We start from the raw sequence: 19,034 nt of genomic DNA, 5'->3' as shown, positions 1-19,034 counted from the left end.
ACACGAAGTCGTGTTTTATTAATAAATCCAGCTTCCTCTTCTTCGGAGAGGGTTGGGGTGAGGATAAAATGAAAGATTTACAACAATACAGAGAGGATTATTTAAATCAGTTTAAGGAAAATACGTACGGCAGAAATCTGCTCAAAACAGATGAGCCGTTTGACGCACCTGCTGAAGAATGCGGTATTTTCGGATTGTATTCCGACCATAATGTCGATACCTTTTCGCTTTCGCAGTTTGGTCTTTTTGCTTTGCAGCATCGTGGTCAGGAAGCTTGCGGTATTTCGGTGATGAAAAGCGGAAAAATTTTTAATATTAAAGATGAAGGACTGGTTTTAGATGTATTTAAAGAAATACGGGAACCGGAAACCTTCATGGGCAATTCAGCCATCGGACATACACGGTATACGACGGCTGGCGACAAAAAGAAATATAATTTCCAGCCATTTTTTGCCAAGAACGAATATGATCAAATTATTCTTTCGATTGCACACAACGGAAATTTAACCAATGCTGCGGAATTAAAAAGAGAACTGGAAGCAGAAGGAGTTGTATTCAGGGCCACCTCAGACTCTGAAGTTATTCTGAGATTAATTCAGAAACACCTGGATTTAGGCCTGCGTGCAGCCATCAAAACTACCATGGAAAAAATTGAAGGAGCATATTCCGTCGTCGGAATGACCAGAAATAAATTCTTTGCATTCCGTGATTTTCATGGAATCCGCCCGTTGGTTTTAGGAGCGATTGATGAGAAAACGTATGTTGTCGCTTCCGAATCCGTAGCTTTAGATGCGGTGGGTGCGCAATATGTCAGGGATATTTTGCCTGGAGAAATTATTTATACCAACGAAAATGAAACCGGTTTACAAAGTTTTATGGTTAAAGAAAACTGTGAAAAAAGGACCTGTGCTTTCGAATATATTTATTTTGCCAGACCGGATTCCATCATGGAAGGACTTAATGTTCATGAAATCAGGGAAAAATCAGGGAAGAAAATTTGGGAGCAGGCGCCTGTAGAAGCAGATATCGTCATCGGAGTTCCGGATTCGGGAGTTCCTGCGGCCATTGGTTTTTCAATCGCTTCCGGTATCCCGTTCCGTCCTGTTTTGATTAAGAACAGATACATCGGCAGAAGTTTTATTGTTCCCACTCAGGAAATGCGCGAGCGGATTGTCAACCTGAAACTCAATCCTATTATTTCTGAAATTAAAGGAAAAAGGGTAGTTATCATCGATGATTCAATTGTTCGCGGCACGACTTCCAAGCGGTTGGTAAAAATTCTGAAAGATGCGGGTGTAAGGGAAATTCACTTCCGAAGTGTTTCGCCGCCGATTATTGCACCGTGCTATCTAGGAATAGATACGCCAACAAAAGACGATTTGATTTCGGCCAATATGAGTGTAGAAGAATTACGGAAATATCTGGGAGTTGATTCCCTCGAATTTTTGAGCATGGCTAATCTCAAAGATATCCTCGGCAGTTCCGACCATTGTTTTGGTTGCTTCACTGAAAAATATCCCGTTCCGGTAGGGCCAAATCCAGATTTTAAAGATGAATAAAAAAAGGTTGGGAATTATTTCCCAACCTTTCTTAATAATATGTATAAAATGTGTTCTTAGAATTTATAAGCCAAACCTACTTGGAATACGTTGTTTCTAACTGCGCTTGACCCACTAGGTCTTTCTTTTGCAATATCTGTTACACCAGCGACATATCTTGCAGTTAAACCTACATTCGGAGTGAAGTAGTAACCTGCACCAAGACCTACACCGAAGTTAAATGCATTCAAATCATCTTTGTAGTTTGCAGATTCCCCAATAGTGGTGTTGGCTGATTCGTTTGTGAATTTGTTTTTAGCACTTACCAACAAACCGAATTCCGGGCCTGCCTCTAAATAAAACGAAGGTGTTGCATTGTACTGGAACATTACCGGTAAAGTAACATAATCTAAATGTTTTGATCTGGCGTATGTAGTTCCTGAAATGGTTTGATTGTATTTTTCACCCATTTGTGAATACAAAAGCTCTGGCTGAATACTGAAGTTTTCTGCTAAAGGAGCGTTCATGAATACCCCTGCATTGAATCCAATTTTAGAACCTTGATCGCTTAAACCTTCTTCAGTAGAAAGTGATGATACGTTCATGCCTGCTTTAATACCAAACTGTTGTGCGAATGTCAATGAACTTATTGCAATTGCTGCACTTAATACTAACTTTTTCATAATGTTAAATTTTTCTGATTAATTTTACGTTTTTGATAATAGGATTTTATTTTGTTCAAAAAATTAATGTTTTAATTTCTAAAATAAGTAAATCCTGATTATCATTACATTTTAAATTTTGTTTTACGAGTCAGTACTTTCAAATGGTGTGCCAAAATCAGAATGAATTTATATAAATTAAACGATGGTTTAAATCGTATTTATCGTAAGTGATTGTTGATTAACAGTTTAAAATTAAAATAAAAGATCCCCAATCTCATTGAGGTTAGGGATCTAATTTAGCGAAATTTACTAATTAATCTAATTTTTGATAATAAATTAAAGCCTCTTTTATGTTTTCGATAGGAATAGAACAATCAAAAGTTGCATTTCCGATTCTTTTAATTAAAGAAAAATTAATATTTCCAAAAGAATTCTTTTTGTCATTTTTCATTAAATTTAAAATTTCTTCCGGTGAAAATTCAGTGATATCCAAATGAGGATAAAACTTTCTTAGAGAAGAAATAATCTGAGTTTCGGTTTCCTCTGAAATTAAATCTTGAAGTTTTGAAATTCTCGTTTCGCAGATCATGCCCATTGCAACGGCCTCACCATGCGTGATGGGTTTTCCTTTTAAGAGAAATAAACTTTCAACCGCATGACCTATGGTATGACCGAAATTCAGCGTTTTCCGGATGTTTTGTTCCCTGAAATCCTGTCCCACTACATTCTGCTTAATATTCATCGACCTTTCAATGAAAGGAAATATATTTTCTGCCGTTAGATCTTTAATCGAAATTAAATCTTTCCAATGATTTTGATCTGCAATCAATCCATGTTTCAGCATTTCGGCAAAACCGCTTCTCAGTTGCTCAAAAGGTAAGGTGTTCAGAAATTCCGGAAAGACAAAAATATGTTCCGGATGAGCGAACGTTCCGATAATGTTTTTCAGGAACTGGTGGTCAATTCCTGTTTTTCCACCAATTGAAGCATCGCACATTCCTAAAAGCGTCGTCGGAATATTGATGAAGGGAATTCCTCTTTTGTAAGTTGAGGCGATAAATCCACCCATATCGGTGATTACGCCGCCGCCCAAATTGATCATCAATGCTTTCCGGTCGGTTTCAAATTCGGTCAAGATTTCCCAAAGCTGGGCTGCCGTTTCCAACGTTTTCAGTTCTTCACCCGCTTCGATTTCAATGATTTCAAAAGGAATTTCGGTTTCCAGATTGCCAAGAAGCGTTGGGAGACAATATTCGTGGGTATTTTCATCCACTAAAATTAAAAGTTGAGTAGGTTGTAAGATAGTGAGAAAATTGTTGAGTTGCGAGAAATCGTGATCTAAAATTGAAATCATTGATACTGAAATTTATCACAAAATTAAACTTTAATTTAGTTTTATCAATCCATTCAGTATTATTAAATTTGCTCTAATTTAAAAAAATATGATGAGCATTTTCAACAATACCCAAATTGCGTTTGCAGACAAAACAGATTCTCAGCTGAAAAAAGCGTATTGGATGTTCAAGGCCATTGAACAACCGGTAATTACAAATATTGGAATTTCTGCGCTGAATTTTACAGTCAAGAATAATTTTCCGTTCGTAACCGATATTGTGAAGCAGACTTTGTTCGAGCAGTTTTGTGGTGGCGAAACCCACGAAGAAAGCATGAAAGTAGTGAAGCAGATGTTTAAGCATCATGTGGGAAGTATTTTTGATTATGCCATTGAAGGAAAAGCAGAAGAAAAAGTTTTTAATGATACATGTACCGAAATCAAGCAGAATATCAAATTTGCTGAAGGAAACCCAGCGATTCCGTTCGTGGTTTTTAAACCAACAGGTTTTGGCCGCATTGAAATTTACGAAGAAGTAGGGAAAAAAGTAGAATTAACGACTTCACAAAAAGAAGAGTGGGCGAGAGTCGTCAAAAGATATGACGAAGTCTGTCAAATGGCTTTTGACAGAAATGTAATATTGATGATCGATGCCGAAGAAACCTGGATGCAGGATGCTACCGACGCTTTGGTGAATGAAATGATGGAAAAATTCAATAAAGAAAAAGCCATTATCTGGAATACCGTTCAAATGTACCGAACCGGAAGATTAGAATATCTGGCCAAAGATTTGGAAAGAGCCAAAGAGAAAAATTATTTCCTGGGCTACAAATTTGTACGCGGCGCTTATATGGAGAAAGAAAGAGCACGTGCCGCAGCCATGAAATATCCTGATCCGATTCAGCCTACCAAACAGGCTTCTGACGAAAATTATAATGCAGCGGTCGATTTTGTTTTAAATAATCTGAATAAAGTTTCTGCGTTTTTCGGAACGCACAACGAGAAATCAACAGAACTCGTGATGGATAAAATGAAAGCGATGGGCTTGCCTCACGATCATCCACAGATATATTTCGGACAGTTGTACGGAATGAGTGACAATATTACCTATTACTTAGGTGCAGAAAAATACAATGTGTGCAAATATCTTCCGTACGGACCCGTAAAAGATGTGGTTCCATATTTAACGAGAAGAGCGCAGGAAAATACTTCCGTTGCCGGACAAACAGGTAGAGAATTAGGTTTGATTCAAAAAGAATTAGACCGAAGAAAAGGAAAATAAATTCAGAGTTCCGTAGGAACGGCCGATATTCCAGCGTCGTAACTTATTCCGGTGCAGCTGAAAAAAAAATTCGAATTCGTTCCGATGCAACTCCAAAAAAAACGTTGGAATCCGCGTCAACGTTACTAATAAAAGGATTGGAATTTATTCCGGTCCTTTTTTATTAAATAAAACCCATTGGTTTTAGCCGAAATTTATTTCTAAATTTGTAAATCGAATTGTAGGAAAATTATTACATCGTCACATCACCAAATCAACACCTCACCAAAATCATCACACCAACTTTCGCCCAAGTCATCCTTCCCTTAAATTTAAAAGGAACTTTTACTTACAAAGTTCCCGATGAACTTGTATCTTCCATTCAGATTGGAATGCGGGTTTTGGTTGCTTTTGGCGGAAAAAAAATCTATACAGGGATTGTTTTCGATCTTCATGATCAGGAACCAGAAACATTTGTGCCCAAAGAAATTATCAATATTTTAGATGATTCCCCGATTTTACCGAAAGAACAAATCCAGTTTTGGGATTGGCTATCGGGTTATTACCTCTGTAATCTTGGCGAAATTTATCGTTTTTCATTTCCGGGTTCTTTAAAATTGGAAAGTGAAACGTATCTGAAATTAAAACCGAATGTCACCATTGATTTCGAGAATTTAGATGTGAATGAAATGTATCTTATTCAGGCTTTGGAAGTTCGGCAACTCATAAATTTGACGGAAATTGAAGCTTTTATTCCCAAAAGGGATATTGTAAAAACCATTAAATCATTAATCGATTTACAGTATATCGAAATCGATGAGAAAATTGCGGAAAAATATAAAGCCAAAGAAGTTGCTTATTTAAAGATTAATGAAGAAACAGTAAAAAATGCAAATCTTCCCGAAATTCTTTTATCACTGAGACGGTCGGGTAAACAACAGGAATTATTTCTTTTAATTTTAGAAAAACAAACAGAACATCCTGAAAAACCCATTAAAAAATCGGAAGTTTTCCATGAAGGAAACTTTGCCAACGCTCAATTAAAATCGTTGATTGAAAAAGATTTAGTTCAGGAATATTACCTACAGAAAGACCGTCTGGAAAGTTACGAAGGTGAAACCGAAGATTTAGAAAAACTGAGTAATATTCAACTTCAGGCAAAATCTGAAATTGATGAGGCCTTTGAACAGGGAAAAAATGTTTTGCTTCATGGCGTTACTTCCTCCGGGAAAACCCACGTTTATTTAGAAAAAATTGAAGAAACGGTGGATGATGGGAAAAACGTTTTATTTCTGCTTCCAGAGATTTCTCTGACCAAACAGATTGTTCAGCGTTTAGAGAAGAAATATGGAAGGCAGTTGGGGTATTACCATCAGAAACTGACCGATTTCGAAAAGGTAGAAGTATGGCGCAGAATTAAAAATAATGATATTAAAATCCTTATCGGAACGAGGAATGCTCTGTTTTTGCCTTATCACAATTTAGGATTAATTGTGGTGGATGAAGAACATGATTCGAGTTATAAACCACGGGAAATTTCTCCTTTTTTTAATGCAAAAGATGCTGCTCAGGTTTTAGCGAAATTTTACAGTGCCAACGTAATATTAGGTTCTGCGACGCCATCTGTAGAATCGTATTACGCCGCAAAAAAAGAAAAACTGACTTATATTTATTTAGGCGAACGTTTTGGGAATGTGAAAATTCCGGAATTTGAACTGATTAATTTTAAAGAAGCGCAGGATACTAAAAAATTAGTCGGAAGTTTTTCTCTTCATTTAATTGATGAAATAAGAAAAGAACTCGATCATAAAAAGCAAACCATGATTCTCCACAATCGCCGTGGTTACGCCAATGTGGTGGAATGTGAAACCTGTGGTTATGTAAATTACTGTTCAAATTGTGATGTCGTGATGACCTATCACAAATATAATAATGAAATGAAATGTCATTATTGCGGGCAAAAAGCGGCGAAACCGAAAGCCTGTCCGAAATGCCATTCTGAGAAATTGAATGTAAGAGGAGTTGGGGTAGAACAGATTCACGAAGAAGTTTCGAAAATTTTTCCCGACGCAGAAGTTGATCGGATGGATGTGGATTCCATGCGCAAGAAATTTGCTTACGAGAAATTATACGAAAAAATAGAAGAAGGCGAAACGGATATTATTGTCGGTACGCAGATGATTTCCAAAGGGTTAGATTTTGAGAATATTGAACTGGTCGCAATCCCAAAAGCAGACTCCTTATTATATGTACAGGATTTTCGCGCAGAAGAAAGGGCATTTCAGCTGATCACTCAGGTTTCGGGAAGAGCAGGTCGGCTTTCAGGAAACGGTAAGGTTTTAATTCAAACCTATAATCCGCAACATTCGATTTTTCAGTTATTAAAAGAGCACGATTCGCCCAATATTTATAAACATTTGTTGACGGAGCGAAAGAAGTTTCTGTATCCGCCTTTCGTCAAATTAATTATGATTGAACTGAAGCACCGCCGTGAAGATAAGGTCAATCGTGCTTCTCAGTTTTTAGGATCAATTCTCAGGAAATATTTACCGGAAGAATGCATTCTGGGTCCTGAAAAATCACCCATTGGAAAACTGAATTTAATGTATCAATACCAACTTTTACTAAAATTACCGCGCGGTAAAAAATATGCGGAGTATAAAGATTTGGTCAGCAAAAGTTTGGCGGAGTTTGATGAGATTTCCGCTTACCATTCTATAAAAAAGGTGATTTTTGTTGACTTTTAACAAAGTTTAACAGTAGTTACCACCTTTTTAGTACCGTTAAATCACTGTGCTTCAACAATATTTTATACTTTTGAACGTTAAAGAAATGTTTTGCGGCAGAATCGTATTCTTTCATGCAAAAGCATTCATAGATAATCAAATAATAAAATTAAATGATTAACATCAAAAAAATTCTGGTTTCTTCTGCAATCGCAGTTTCTGCATTTGCATTTGGGCAGGGAACCTTCGCTTCTACCAATTATCCTCAATCTTACGACAGTCAAAATTCGAATATTTCTAAAGAGTCCGCTGAAAAACTTCTCAGCGCAAAAGAACTCGTAGATATCAAGCTGAATTCGATGATGAATGATCCTGTTTTGCGAAACGCAAACTGGGGTTTTGTAGTGTATGATCCCAAAACAAAGAAAATTATCAGTTCTTATAATGAGAACGCTTCTCTGATTCCTGCTTCTACTACTAAATTGCTGACCACAGAAACGGCGATGAATCTTTTGGGTGAAAACTTCAGGTGGATCACTCAGCTGGAATATTCCGGTGAAATCGAAGACGGAGTTCTTAAAGGTAATTTGTACATCGTAGGAAGCGGCGATCCTTCGCTGGGAACCAATAAAGCGGGCGCTAGTTCCTATAGTCAGATTATTTCTGAATTTATTTCGGCTGCCAGAGAAAAAGGAATTAAGAAAATCAATGGCGATATTATCATTCAGACCGGTGTTTTTAAATTAAATAAATCCCAGTCATTACCGGAAAATATTGTTTGGCTTGAAAACGGAAATTATTATTTACCCGTTGGAACGACCCACGAAATCAATCCCCAAAATGAAAAACTGATTGCCAAAAAATCAAATCCTTTTTCAGAAAACAAAAACTATTATTATATCTCGCCATACATCGGTCAAATGGTGTATGCCGATAAATTTGATGGCGGCTATCTGACGACCAAATTACCGGATGCTCCGGCTTATCTGGCGAACAGCCTGCGTGCAGCCATGCTGAAAAGTGGCTTGTCGGTGGCGGGAAAAGTGGTCACAAAAAGTACAGATCCAAATCCTGAGAAACGGGAAGTAATCACTTCTTATCAATCGCCAACTTTAGCAGAAATCATCATGTATACCAATCAGCACAGCGATAATGCATTGGCAGAAGCAACGTTGAGAATGGTGGGTTTTCAGAAACTGGGTGATCAGACTTTGGAAGCGGGAAGAATGGTGGTGAATAACCATTTAAAATCAGTCGGTTTCGAAACGGATGGTTTAAATTACTTCGATGGAAGCGGACTTTCAAGAGCAAATGTGGTAACTCCAATTTCTCAGGTGAAGTTTTTAGCGAATTTGATGAACGAAAAATATTACAAAACCTTCCAGGAAACCTTGCCAATCGGCGGACAGACGGGAACTTTGAAAAGAATGTTCAACACTACCGGAAACGGACAGATCTTTGCCAAAACAGGCACTTTAAATAAAGTAAAAACCTTAGCCGGATATATGAAAACAAATTCCGGTAAAACACTGGTGTTTTCACTGCTCATTAATAATTATGGAGGTTCTGTAGATCAGGTTAAAAGTAAAATGGAGCAAATCCTGGAGCCGACTTTGAATCTCTGATTGTTTATTTGACTAAAATAGCAGCCTTTCAATAATTATTGAAAGGTTTTTTTTACCTTTATCGGTAAATAATTTAATCAGTGAAACAATTTTATATAATTGCGTTAATGTTATGTTTTGCACACCTTTTTGCGCAAAACGAAGAGGCAGAAAGAAAAAGCATGATCCGAAATGAAACGCAGCGCTATTCGAAAATGATTAATTACAACGTGAACCCAAACACTTTGAATTATGATTTGAAATATCAAAGACTGGATTTGGATCTTGATCCTGCTCAATATTTTATAAGTGGAACGGTGACCAGTCATTTTGTTCCCAATCAAAACATTACCAGTATTTATTTTGATTTTTCTAATGTGTTGACGGTTTCTGAAGTGAAATACCACGGTACAAACTTGGCCTTTACTCAATTGCCAACGAAGGAAGTAAAAATCGATTTTCCAGCCGCACTCAGCTCGGCTACTTTAGATTCTTTATCGATTAAATATTCCGGCACTCCAGATACTATTGGAAGTGCTGGTGATGCTTTTACAATTTCTACGCAATCTGGAACTCCGGTGCTCTACACGCTTTCTGAGCCTTACGGCGCACAGGAATGGTTTCCCACTAAGCAGAGTATGAATGATAAAATAGAGAAAGTTGATATCAGAATTACAACTCCGGCGCAATATAATGTCGCTTCGAATGGTAAATTGTTTTCCGAAACAATGGTAGCCGGTAATAAAAAACTAACTTTCTGGCAAACGAATTATCCGATTCCGGCGTATTTAGTTGCTTTGGGAATTACGAATTATACCAAGATAAATGATACGATGGGAATACCGCCTTTCCCGTTTGTGAATTACGTTTATCCTTCTACAGCGAATAATAACACCGCAATGGCCAATATCAACTGGACCAAAAATATCATGAATACGTTCGAAGAATTTTTTGGACCTTATCCTTACAGGAATGAGAAATACGGGCACATGCAATTCGGCTGGGGAGGCGGAATGGAGCATTCTACCATGTCGTCAATGGGATCTTTCGGCAAGGGAATTATCGCTCATGAATTAGCCCACCAATGGTTTGGAGATAAAGTAACTTGCGGCGCCTGGAACGATATCTGGCTTAATGAAGGTTTTGCGACTTACGGTGAACATCTCGCCAACGAAAAATTATTAATGACTAACACTGAATTTATGAATTATTTGCAGTCGCAAATGGATTATATTACCCAGTCATCAGGCGGAAGTGTTTATGTTGCTGACGGTAATTTAGGAAATACCAACGCAGTTTTTGACAGTCGGTTGAGTTATTCAAAAGGCGGATATGTTTTAAGAATGATGAAGTGGATTCTAGGTGATTCCGCTTTTTATCAAGCTTTAAAAGAGTATCATTCCCGTCCAAATCTCGCCTATAATTATGTGAGAACAGATGATTTAAAGAATTCATTATTACAATCTACCGGAAAAGATTTTTCCGAATTTTTCAACGACTGGATTTACGGCCAGGGATATCCTTCCTATCAAATAAAATGGAATCAAACTGCGGATAAAATCATTCGTTTTAAAGTGGGCCAGACGCAAAGTCATTCGTCGGGCAGTTTCTTTGAAATGCCTTTGCCGATTAAAGTGACCGGAACTGGTGGGGAAATTGCTTATTTGGTTTTAAATAACGATTCAAATAATCAAAGTTTTGCAGAAGCGCTTACTTTCAATGTGGCTTCAGTACAATTTAATTATGAAAATCAGATTATTACCAAAGGTTCCACAGTAACAAAAGATACTTCGATTCTTTCCATAAATGATACGGCCATAAATGAAATCAGAATTTATCCAAATCCGGCGAAAGACCAACTTTCAGTAGCGGGAATTACCAAAGATGAATCGTATGAAATTTTCAGCCTCGATGGGAAATGGGTGAAATCAGGAATACTTAGTTCAAAAAAATCAATTGGTGTAAACGCCCTTCCGAAAGGAGTTTATCTTTTAAAAATTGCTGAAAAGAATTTGAAATTTATTAAAGAATAATCAAGGTCCATTTAACTTTATGTTATTAATAACAAAATGATAAAAGCACTCGCAGGAGGGCTTTTTTTCGTATTTTAGCATTTCAAAATAATTAAATATGATTTCTAAAAATTATCTGGAAAATTTACAGAACGAACTTCAAAATATTAAAAATGACGGCTTGTTTAAAACCGAAAGGATCATAACCTCACAGCAATCTGCGGTGATTGAAGCCAACGGGAAAACACTCCTGAATTTCTGTGCCAATAACTATTTGGGATTGTCAAACAATAAAGAAGTGATGAAAGCTTCCCAGGATATGATCGAAAGTCACGGCTACGGAATGTCTTCGGTGCGTTTCATCTGTGGAACTCAGGATATTCATAAAGAATTGGAAGCAAAGATTTCAGCGTTTTTGGGATTGGAAGATACCATTTTATATGCAGCGTGTTTTGATGCCAACGGCGGCGTTTTCGAACCTTTGTTTACCGATCAGGATGCCATTATTTCTGATGAACTGAATCACGCTTCAATTATAGATGGTGTTCGACTTTGTAAAGCAGCGAGATACCGTTACAAAAATAACAATATGGCCGATTTGGAAGAGCAGTTAATTGAGGCTTCCAAAAAGAATCACCGTTTCAAAATCATCGTGACCGATGGTGTTTTCTCAATGGACGGAATTGTGGCCGATTTAAAGGGAGTATGTGATTTGGCAGATAAATACGATGCTTTGGTAATGGTTGACGATTCACACGCCACCGGATTCATCGGTAAAACTGGACGTGGAACGCACGAAGCCAATGAAGTGATGGGAAGAGTTGACATCATTACTTCAACTTTAGGAAAAGCTTTAGGCGGCGCGCTTGGAGGATTTACTTCCGGTAAAAAAGAAATTATCGATATGCTGAGACAGCGTTCAAGACCTTATTTGTTCTCAAATTCTTTGGCTCCGGGAATCGTTGGTGCTGCGATTAAAGTTTTGGATATGATTTCCGACGACACTTCGTTGAGAGATCAGGTAATGGAAAATGCCGAATATTTCAGAAAAGAAATGAAAACCAAAGGTTTTGATATTCCCAACGGTGATGCGGCGATTGTCCCGGTGATGCTGTACGATGCCCCTTTGGCCCAAAAAATGGCCGAAAAATTAATGGATGAAGGAATTTATGTCATCGGATTTTTCTATCCCGTGGTACCAAAAGGAAAAGCGAGAATCCGTGTGCAACTTTCTGCTTCCCATACCAGAGAACACTTAGACAAAGCGATTGCAGCTTTTGAAAAGGTAGGAAAAGATTTGGGAGTGATCTGATGCTATGAAAATCAATTATTTTCTTTTATTAATTACGGTTTCTCTGGTATCCTGCGTTCCGGGTAAAAGTAATCAATATATAAAGGAAGCTAAGATTCAGAAAAGAAATGGCAAATGGGTAGAAACCAATTCTACCGAACAGGGAGATTTTGTTTCAAAAGGAAAATACAGAAAGGGAGACAAGGTTGGTATCTGGCGTACTTTTATTGATGATAAAATAGATCAGAAGGAGGTTTACCGCAAAGATAAAATTAAGACACAATTTTTTTATCCAAACGGAAAAATCAAGATCAAAGGACAATCTACTACCGAAGTTGCCGATAATTTTATACACTGGTACTATCATGGCGACTGGAAATACTATAATGAAAAAGGAAAATTGATTTACATTAAAAAGTATGATAAAGGAAATAAAACCGACAGCATTGCATTGACTAAAATAAAATGATAAATACAGCGGGCGGGCTTAGCCCGCTTTTTTCTTGCTGCCTAAAGTCTTTTTTTAGAGGCGGAGGCAGAATGTTATTGGAAAATTCAGGCGGTAGACTTTTTATTTTACACGCTTTTCAGCTGTTTTTGGATTTTGTTTCGTGTGTAAAATTGCGTGGATATAAATTGTATTTTCTTCAACGGTGTAATAAATTCCTTAAGAAAATTTCTTTGTAAAAATGATTCTTATTTCGTGATATCTTTTCTGATAATGTTCCGGGTTTTGCTGTATTTTCTCTAAGCTTTCATCGATTTTATCAAGCAATTTTTCCGGTAAATTTCCGCCTTCTGCTTTATACCAATCAAGTGCTTTTTTTATATCATTCTGGGCTTTTGGCTTTATAATCAGATCATATTCCATATTCTTTTTTCAGTTCCTGTTTTACTTTTTCCCAAGGTTTTCCCGAAGTTGGATTTTCGTGGTGTTCTTTCAGGCGTTCATCCAAAATTTCTTTGTATTCTGCACTCAATACGTGTTCTTCAACTTCTTCCATAGTAATAATTGCGTGAAAAATACGGAGTATTCTTTCGTCTGCATGATCGATAAATTCGTGGATTTTTTTTCGGATATCTATTGTAGTGTCCATTACTTTAATCATATTTATTATGTTCAAAGTTATAAAATATTTAGTTTAGGTTTCTCTTTGGGAAAGTTATTTATTTTATCGGATGGAACTGATAAATTGATTTTTGCAATGTGTCAATTCTTGTTTTTTGGTGTTTTCCCAGTGGTATCTGCGTGTATTCTACAAAATAAGATTTGCGCCCTGGTCTGATTTCAGTTTGATAACGCGTTGTGTGACGGGTACTAAATAATGAATGTCTTCCGAAGTAATATTTAAAAAAGTGATTTTACAATCGAAATTAAACTCAAAACAATAATAAGAATCCCAATCACCACGAACATTTTTTTAATGGGAATTCTGCTCGTTAACAAAGCAGCAAATGGCGCGGTAACAATTCCGCCAATCAATAATCCGAGTACAATATTCCAATGCTGAATTCCGATGGTCACTACGAAGGTAATCGCACTGGTAATCGTTAGAATGAATTTCGATAGGGTAGAACTTCCAATCACATATCTTGGAGTTCGTCCGTCTTTTAGTAAACTTCCCGTAACCATTGGTCCCCAACCACCGCCCGTAAAAGAATCGATAAATCCACCGGTCAATCCTAAAATGCTGATATTTCGACCGGATTTTTGAGTGTTTTTTTTGTTTTTTTTGAAGGCATTTCGCAAGATATTAATTCCAAGATATAAAGTATAGCAGGAAATCAACGGTTTTACAATGTGGGCATAATGTTCCCCAAAATAAGTTAGCGATAACGCTCCAATAATTGCCCCGATAATTGCCGGAATAGCCAATGCTTTTACCAGTTTCATGTTTACGTTTTTCAATCGGTAATGACTGATGCTTCCCGCGGCTGAGGTAAATGTTTCGGCAGAGTGAATACTCGCACTGATGATCGGTGGCGCAATATTGAGCATCAAAAGAATCGTGGTACAGATAATCCCATAACCCATTCCGGTACTTCCTACCACCAATTCTGCTACAAAACCGACCGCCAGCATTTTATAGAAAATATGGTTGTCGCGATTCAGGAATTCATTGATGTCCGGAAACAATTGGAATTCGACAAGAATATAAGACAAAACTCCAATTAAAACCATCACGCCGATGATTCCCAGATAAATATTGGCACGGCGCCGAACCGCTTTCGTTATTTTTTCTAAATTTTCAAATTCAGAATCAGCAAGAGGATGTTTTTGTTTTTGATCCAGATATTCCGCGGTAATATTGTCGAGTGTTTTCAGTTCTTCTTCTCGGTTCATTAAAGGGTGCTTGTGGGCGAATTTCAGTTTACCGATAAACTCTTCGATATCGGAAGGAATGCTGTGTTCGATAATTTTATTGATTCTTTTTTGAACTTCCGGCGAATAATCATTTGAAGAAATTCCGAGTTTTATGTTCTCCTTTTTAATAACGGAAACCAACGAAAAATCACTGATTTTTGGTTTGCCGATGACATCAATTAAAATGTTTTTATTTTGAGAAAGATGAATAAGTTGTTCTTCGTATTCGTGATCTTCGGTCGAAATTATTAATAATCCAAAGTTCTCTAAATCCTCTTCTTTAATTTTTTGATAAAAAAGTTTGATATTGGATTTTTCCGCCGAAAATCTGATGATTTCCTCTGACATTTCTTCATCATAAATTTTGATTTTACAATGAGCAGCATTTCGGCAAATCTGCTTTACAGCCCGAAAAATTAAATCGTCGTGTCCCACCAATAACACCGGAATCCGTTCCAGATTCAGAAACAGAGGATTCATATTATTGGGTTGAACTTCGCTCACGGGTTACAGAATCATTACGCCTCCTACGGTTGCATTGCTGGTTTCGTCGATCAAAATGGCACTTCCGGTTCCTTTGTTTTTTTCAAAAGAATCAAAAACCAATGGACTTGCTGTTTTGATGGTCACCCGAACCACTTCATTGAGTTTTACCGAATCGTTGACTGGTGTTTTTTCTAAAGTATTAACGTCTAATTGATAGTCGATTTCTTTAACGATCGCTTTGACCAGTTTGCTTCGGTGCTGAAGAAAATATTTATTCCCCGGAACCAATTCTTTATGATCCATCCAGCAAACCAAAGCCTGAAATTCATTGTCAACAGTGGGAATCTGATCGGTATGAACAAAATAATCGCCCCGCGAAATATCAATATCATCTTCGATATGGATCACCGCAGGTTGTGGTGCAAAAACTTCATCCACTTCTTTTCCGCCGGTTTCCACTTTAGAAATGGTGGTTTCTATATTTTGCGGCAGGATTTTTATGCGGTCTCCTTTTTTATAAATTCCGCTAACGACTTCTCCCGCGTAACCCCGGTAATCGTGGAGTTCATCGGTTTGCGGACGAATGACAAACTGAACTTGAAACCGGGTATCTTTCAGATTAATTTCTTTGTTAATTTCTACCTGTTCCAGATATTCTAACAGCGAATTTTCCTTAAACCAAGTCATTTTGCTGGAGCGATCCACAATATTGTCGCCATCTAAAGCCGAAATAGGAAAGAACTGAATATTGATGAGGTTGAGTTTCTGGGCAATTTCAATGTAACCGGTTTTAATATTTTCAAAAACTTCTTCCGAATAATCCACCAGATCCATTTTATTCACTGCGATTACAATGTGTTTGATTTGCAACAAAGAAGCGATGATACTGTGTCTTCTGGTTTGCTCGATCACGCCTTGTCTTGCATCAATTAAAATAATCATCAAATCGGAATTCGACGCGCCGGTAATCATATTTCGAGTGTATTGAACGTGTCCCGGAGCATCAGCAATAATGAATTTTCTGTTCGGCGTCGAGAAATAGCGGTACGCCACGTCGATGGTGATTCCCTGTTCCCGTTCGGCCCGCAAACCGTCGGTAAGAATTGCCAAATCGATTCCATCGGAATTTTTATTTTTTGACTGTTTTTCCAGTGCTTCCAGCTGATCCACGAGAATACTTTTGCTGTCGTATAAAAGTCGGCCAATTAAGGTACTTTTGCCATCATCAACGCTTCCGGCGGTCATTAATCTTAATATATCCATGTTTTGTTTTTATCAGTACTAAGCAATTGGTAATCAGTAATAAATACATTGCTTATTGCCTATTACTCATTGTTTATTAAAAGTATCCTCCTTTTTTCCGGTCTTCCATGGCGGCTTCGGTGACTTTATCATCGATTCTGGTTTCGCCTCTTTCCGAAATTCTTGACGCGGTAATTTCCTGAACCACTTCATCCAAAGTAGAAGCATTGCTTTCTACGGCTGCCGTACAGGTCATATCACCAACAGTTCTGTATCGAACCGTTTTTGTAGAAATAACATCATCTTCATCAATTTGAATAAAATCGGAAACTGCAATTAACTGACCTTCATATTCCAAAACTTCTCTTTCGTGGGAAAAGTAAATAGAAGGAAGTTGAATCTTTTCTTTTTTAATATAATTCCAGACATCGAGTTCGGTCCAGTTCGAAATTGGGAAGACCCGCACATTTTCGCCTTTATGAATTCGTCCGTTGTAGATTTTCCATAATTCGGGTCTTTGCAGTTTGGGATCCCATTGTCCGAAATCATCACGAACAGAGAAAAACCGTTCTTTGGCTCGGGCTTTTTCTTCATCGCGTCGTGCGCCACCAATGCAGGCATCAAATTGAAATTCTTCAATGGTTTCCAGTAAAGTATGGGTTTGCAGCCAGTTTCTGGAAGCAAATTTTCCTTTAGGTTCCGTCAGTTTCTGTTTGTGAATGGTATCTTCCACTTTCCTGACAATCAATTCGGCACCGATTTCTTTGGCTAAAAAATCTCGGTAAGCCAGTGCTTCAGGGAAGTTATGTCCCGTATCGATATGAACCAAAGGAAAAGGGATTTTCATCGGAGCAAAAGCTTTCATTGCCAAATGAACCAACGTAATCGAATCTTTTCCACCGCTGAATAATAAAGCGGGTTTTTCAAATTGGGCCGCAACTTCCCGCATGATGTAAATGCTTTCTGCTTCTAACTGCTCCAAATCATTTAATTGATATTTTGCCTTCATCGTATTTTACAATTTTTATTTTTCTGAATGCAGACCGCATTCTTTCTGAGATTCTTCCCACCACCATCTTCCGGCACGCGGATTTTCACCCGGCTCGATTGCCCGCGTACACGGTTTGCAGCCCACGCTGACGAAGCCTTTTTTATGAAGCGGTAAATCCATAATTTGATGGTCTTCGATATATTTTAAAACAGCATCATAATTCCAGTGAAGAAGAGGATTGAATTTATAGAGTTGTCGGGATTCGTCCCAATCCAGCATTTTTAAAGTTTGTCGGTTTTCAGACTGTTCGCTTCTAAGACCGGTAATCCATACTTTGGCGCCTTCCAGCGCACGGTTCAGCGGTTTTACTTTTCGGATGTAGCAGCATTCTTTTCTGTTTTCTACAGAATGAAAAAAGCCGTTAATTCCTTTCTCGTTCACATAATTTTCAACATCAGTGGCTTCGGGAAAATAGACTTCCGTTTTGATTTTGTATTTGGAATTGTTGTTGGAAAGAAGGTCATAATGTTCATAAAATAATCTTCCTGTATCCAGCGTGAAAACCTTAACCGGTAATTTATTTTTAAAAATGACATCGGTAATGATCTGATCTTCCTGCCCTAAAGAAGTTGAAAAGATGATTCCGTCTGGAATAATTTCGCACAGTTTGAAAAGACTTTGTTGGAGATCTAGCGCTTCTAAATGTTGAATTTCTTCTGCTGTAAACATTATTTCATTCATTAATGTCAACAAATTTGCGACAAATTTATTATTCCACCAAATTAGTGGACTAATAAGGCAAATAAAAAGCTAAAGCTTTAATCCACGATATCCAGCAGTGTTTTCTTTTCTAAAATAGCCAGAGAAGCGTCGCGGACTTCGATCAAAACATCGTGCAAACCGCAGTGTTCCTGATTGCAGTTAAGACACTGTTCATGAAAATGAATGCTCACACACGGAATCATCGAGATCGGACCGTTAACCAACCGGATTACCGTCGCAAGCGATATTTCAGCCGGATTTGCACTAAAAAAATAACCGCCGCCTTTTCCTTTTTTACTGTCAAGGATATCGGCTTTTTTCAGCTCCAGCAGAATGTTTTCCAGAAATTTTAACGGGATTTTTTTCGCGGTGGCAATATCTGAAATCAAGACCGGACCTTCATCGTTTTTGCCGACGAGGTAGGAAAGGGCTCTTAGCGCGTACTGTGATTTTTTGGAAAGCATAACGCAAAAATAAGTAAAAAGTTTTTAGAAGCCTTAAAGAGGAACAGATCAAATATAAGTAGATCGAAGAATATAGATGAAAGATAAAAGACTTACAATCAGTCGTCTAAATTCTTACAATATATTGTCAAATATTAGGAAACTTTTCGGCCACGAATGCACGAATAATTTGCCGGCAAAACTGAACTGAAATATTTTTTAAACAGAAAAATCTTTGTAAATCCGTGTAATTGGTACGCTCCAAAAAAAATAATACACTGTAACTCGATACAATATGATATTTTGATTAGTTTC

Annotated in this window: 16 protein-coding genes; 7 read left to right on the top strand and 9 right to left on the bottom strand. The window is 37.5% G+C overall.

From position 1 onward, the window contains the following. The first annotated feature begins 68 nt into the window (after positions 1-68). A complete protein-coding gene (gene purF, locus NBC122_RS13130) occupies positions 69-1,559 on the top strand; it encodes an amidophosphoribosyltransferase (RefSeq protein WP_133440811.1) in 1,491 nt (496 codons plus the stop codon). A gap of 56 nt (positions 1,560-1,615) precedes the next feature. Here purF and NBC122_RS13125 read toward each other — a convergent pair whose 3' ends face one another. Together NBC122_RS13125 and aroB are read right to left on the bottom strand one after the other, a co-directional pair. Next, on the bottom strand, positions 1,616-2,221 hold the full coding sequence (locus NBC122_RS13125; RefSeq protein ID WP_133440810.1) for a porin family protein: 606 nt from the start codon (positions 2,219-2,221) through the stop codon (positions 1,616-1,618). 295 nt (positions 2,222-2,516) lie between these two features. Further along, the gene (gene aroB, locus NBC122_RS13120) at positions 2,517-3,557 is read right to left on the bottom strand and encodes a 3-dehydroquinate synthase (protein ID WP_133440809.1); all 1,041 of its coding nucleotides are present in this window, start codon (positions 3,555-3,557) and stop codon (positions 2,517-2,519) included. Positions 3,558-3,648: 91 nt separating this feature from the next. Between aroB and NBC122_RS13115 the strand changes: the two genes are divergently transcribed. The 6 genes from NBC122_RS13115 (at position 3,649) to NBC122_RS13090 (ending at position 12,899) form a co-directional block, all read left to right on the top strand. Then, on the top strand, positions 3,649-4,818 hold the full coding sequence (locus NBC122_RS13115) for a proline dehydrogenase family protein (protein ID WP_133441130.1): 1,170 nt from the start codon (positions 3,649-3,651) through the stop codon (positions 4,816-4,818). A gap of 272 nt (positions 4,819-5,090) precedes the next feature. Next, positions 5,091-7,544, top strand: a complete 2,454-nt coding sequence (gene priA, locus NBC122_RS13110) for a replication restart helicase PriA (RefSeq protein ID WP_165983244.1) — start codon at positions 5,091-5,093, stop codon at positions 7,542-7,544. A 152-nt stretch (positions 7,545-7,696) separates the two neighbouring features. Then, positions 7,697-9,148, top strand: a complete 1,452-nt coding sequence (gene dacB, locus NBC122_RS13105) for a D-alanyl-D-alanine carboxypeptidase/D-alanyl-D-alanine endopeptidase (RefSeq protein WP_133440807.1) — start codon at positions 7,697-7,699, stop codon at positions 9,146-9,148. Positions 9,149-9,255: 107 nt separating this feature from the next. After that, positions 9,256-11,160 carry a M1 family aminopeptidase gene (locus tag NBC122_RS13100; protein WP_246012378.1) on the top strand — a complete coding sequence of 635 codons (1,905 nt, stop codon included), beginning with the start codon at positions 9,256-9,258 and terminating at the stop codon, positions 11,158-11,160. Between the two features lie 97 nt (positions 11,161-11,257). Next, the gene (gene kbl / locus NBC122_RS13095; protein WP_133440805.1) at positions 11,258-12,451 is read left to right on the top strand and encodes a glycine C-acetyltransferase; all 1,194 of its coding nucleotides are present in this window, start codon (positions 11,258-11,260) and stop codon (positions 12,449-12,451) included. Positions 12,452-12,455: 4 nt separating this feature from the next. After that, on the top strand, positions 12,456-12,899 hold the full coding sequence (locus NBC122_RS13090) for a toxin-antitoxin system YwqK family antitoxin (protein ID WP_133440804.1): 444 nt from the start codon (positions 12,456-12,458) through the stop codon (positions 12,897-12,899). A gap of 198 nt (positions 12,900-13,097) precedes the next feature. Here NBC122_RS13090 and NBC122_RS13085 read toward each other — a convergent pair whose 3' ends face one another. The 7 genes from NBC122_RS13085 to NBC122_RS13055 all read right to left on the bottom strand — a co-directional run bounded on the left by NBC122_RS13085 (position 13,098) and on the right by NBC122_RS13055 (position 18,740). Beyond that, positions 13,098-13,301, bottom strand: a complete 204-nt coding sequence (locus tag NBC122_RS13085; RefSeq protein ID WP_246012377.1) for a type II toxin-antitoxin system RelE/ParE family toxin — start codon at positions 13,299-13,301, stop codon at positions 13,098-13,100. Then, on the bottom strand, positions 13,291-13,527 hold the full coding sequence (locus NBC122_RS13080) for an addiction module protein (RefSeq protein ID WP_133440803.1): 237 nt from the start codon (positions 13,525-13,527) through the stop codon (positions 13,291-13,293). Before NBC122_RS13080 ends, NBC122_RS13085 begins: the two co-directional genes overlap by 11 nt. 251 nt (positions 13,528-13,778) lie before the next feature. Next, positions 13,779-15,275, bottom strand: coding sequence for a TSUP family transporter (locus tag NBC122_RS13075; protein ID WP_133440802.1), 1,497 nt, complete (start codon positions 15,273-15,275; stop codon positions 13,779-13,781). Positions 15,276-15,302: 27 nt separating this feature from the next. Then, the gene (locus NBC122_RS13070; RefSeq protein ID WP_133440801.1) at positions 15,303-16,544 is read right to left on the bottom strand and encodes a sulfate adenylyltransferase subunit 1; all 1,242 of its coding nucleotides are present in this window, start codon (positions 16,542-16,544) and stop codon (positions 15,303-15,305) included. A gap of 76 nt (positions 16,545-16,620) precedes the next feature. Next, positions 16,621-17,532 carry a sulfate adenylyltransferase subunit CysD gene (cysD, locus tag NBC122_RS13065; protein WP_133440800.1) on the bottom strand — a complete coding sequence of 304 codons (912 nt, stop codon included), beginning with the start codon at positions 17,530-17,532 and terminating at the stop codon, positions 16,621-16,623. A 15-nt stretch (positions 17,533-17,547) separates the two neighbouring features. Continuing rightward, positions 17,548-18,255: a phosphoadenylyl-sulfate reductase gene (locus NBC122_RS13060; RefSeq protein ID WP_221343579.1), complete on the bottom strand. Its 708-nt coding sequence runs from the start codon at positions 18,253-18,255 to the stop codon at positions 17,548-17,550. Positions 18,256-18,332: 77 nt separating this feature from the next. Next, positions 18,333-18,740 carry an RrF2 family transcriptional regulator gene (locus NBC122_RS13055; RefSeq protein WP_133440799.1) on the bottom strand — a complete coding sequence of 136 codons (408 nt, stop codon included), beginning with the start codon at positions 18,738-18,740 and terminating at the stop codon, positions 18,333-18,335. Positions 18,741-19,034 lie beyond the last annotated feature (294 nt).

It is taken from the genome of Chryseobacterium salivictor, assembly GCF_004359195.1.
Lineage (GTDB): Bacteria > Bacteroidota > Bacteroidia > Flavobacteriales > Weeksellaceae > Kaistella > Kaistella salivictor.
Note: the sequence above shows the minus strand (reverse complement) of the source record. Positions and strands in the feature narration are given on the sequence as shown.

Excerpts from the sequence above, each read along its gene's own strand:
- purF (WP_133440811.1), top strand. The coding sequence starts at position 69 with ATGAAAGATTTACAACAATACAGAGAGGATTATTTAAATCAGTTTAAG.
- NBC122_RS13125 (WP_133440810.1), bottom strand. The coding sequence starts at position 2,221 with ATGAAAAAGTTAGTATTAAGTGCAGCAATTGCAATAAGTTCATTGACA.
- aroB (WP_133440809.1), bottom strand. The coding sequence starts at position 3,557 with ATGATTTCAATTTTAGATCACGATTTCTCGCAACTCAACAATTTTCTC.
- NBC122_RS13115 (WP_133441130.1), top strand. The coding sequence starts at position 3,649 with ATGAGCATTTTCAACAATACCCAAATTGCGTTTGCAGACAAAACAGAT.
- dacB (WP_133440807.1), top strand. The coding sequence starts at position 7,697 with ATGATTAACATCAAAAAAATTCTGGTTTCTTCTGCAATCGCAGTTTCT.
- NBC122_RS13100 (WP_246012378.1), top strand. The coding sequence starts at position 9,256 with ATGTTATGTTTTGCACACCTTTTTGCGCAAAACGAAGAGGCAGAAAGA.
- kbl (WP_133440805.1), top strand. The coding sequence starts at position 11,258 with ATGATTTCTAAAAATTATCTGGAAAATTTACAGAACGAACTTCAAAAT.
- NBC122_RS13090 (WP_133440804.1), top strand. The coding sequence starts at position 12,456 with ATGAAAATCAATTATTTTCTTTTATTAATTACGGTTTCTCTGGTATCC.
- NBC122_RS13085 (WP_246012377.1), bottom strand. The coding sequence starts at position 13,301 with ATGGAATATGATCTGATTATAAAGCCAAAAGCCCAGAATGATATAAAA.
- NBC122_RS13080 (WP_133440803.1), bottom strand. The coding sequence starts at position 13,527 with ATGGACACTACAATAGATATCCGAAAAAAAATCCACGAATTTATCGAT.
- NBC122_RS13075 (WP_133440802.1), bottom strand. The coding sequence starts at position 15,275 with ATGAATCCTCTGTTTCTGAATCTGGAACGGATTCCGGTGTTATTGGTG.
- NBC122_RS13070 (WP_133440801.1), bottom strand. The coding sequence starts at position 16,544 with ATGGATATATTAAGATTAATGACCGCCGGAAGCGTTGATGATGGCAAA.
- cysD (WP_133440800.1), bottom strand. The coding sequence starts at position 17,532 with ATGAAGGCAAAATATCAATTAAATGATTTGGAGCAGTTAGAAGCAGAA.
- NBC122_RS13060 (WP_221343579.1), bottom strand. The coding sequence starts at position 18,255 with ATGAATGAAATAATGTTTACAGCAGAAGAAATTCAACATTTAGAAGCG.
- NBC122_RS13055 (WP_133440799.1), bottom strand. The coding sequence starts at position 18,740 with ATGCTTTCCAAAAAATCACAGTACGCGCTAAGAGCCCTTTCCTACCTC.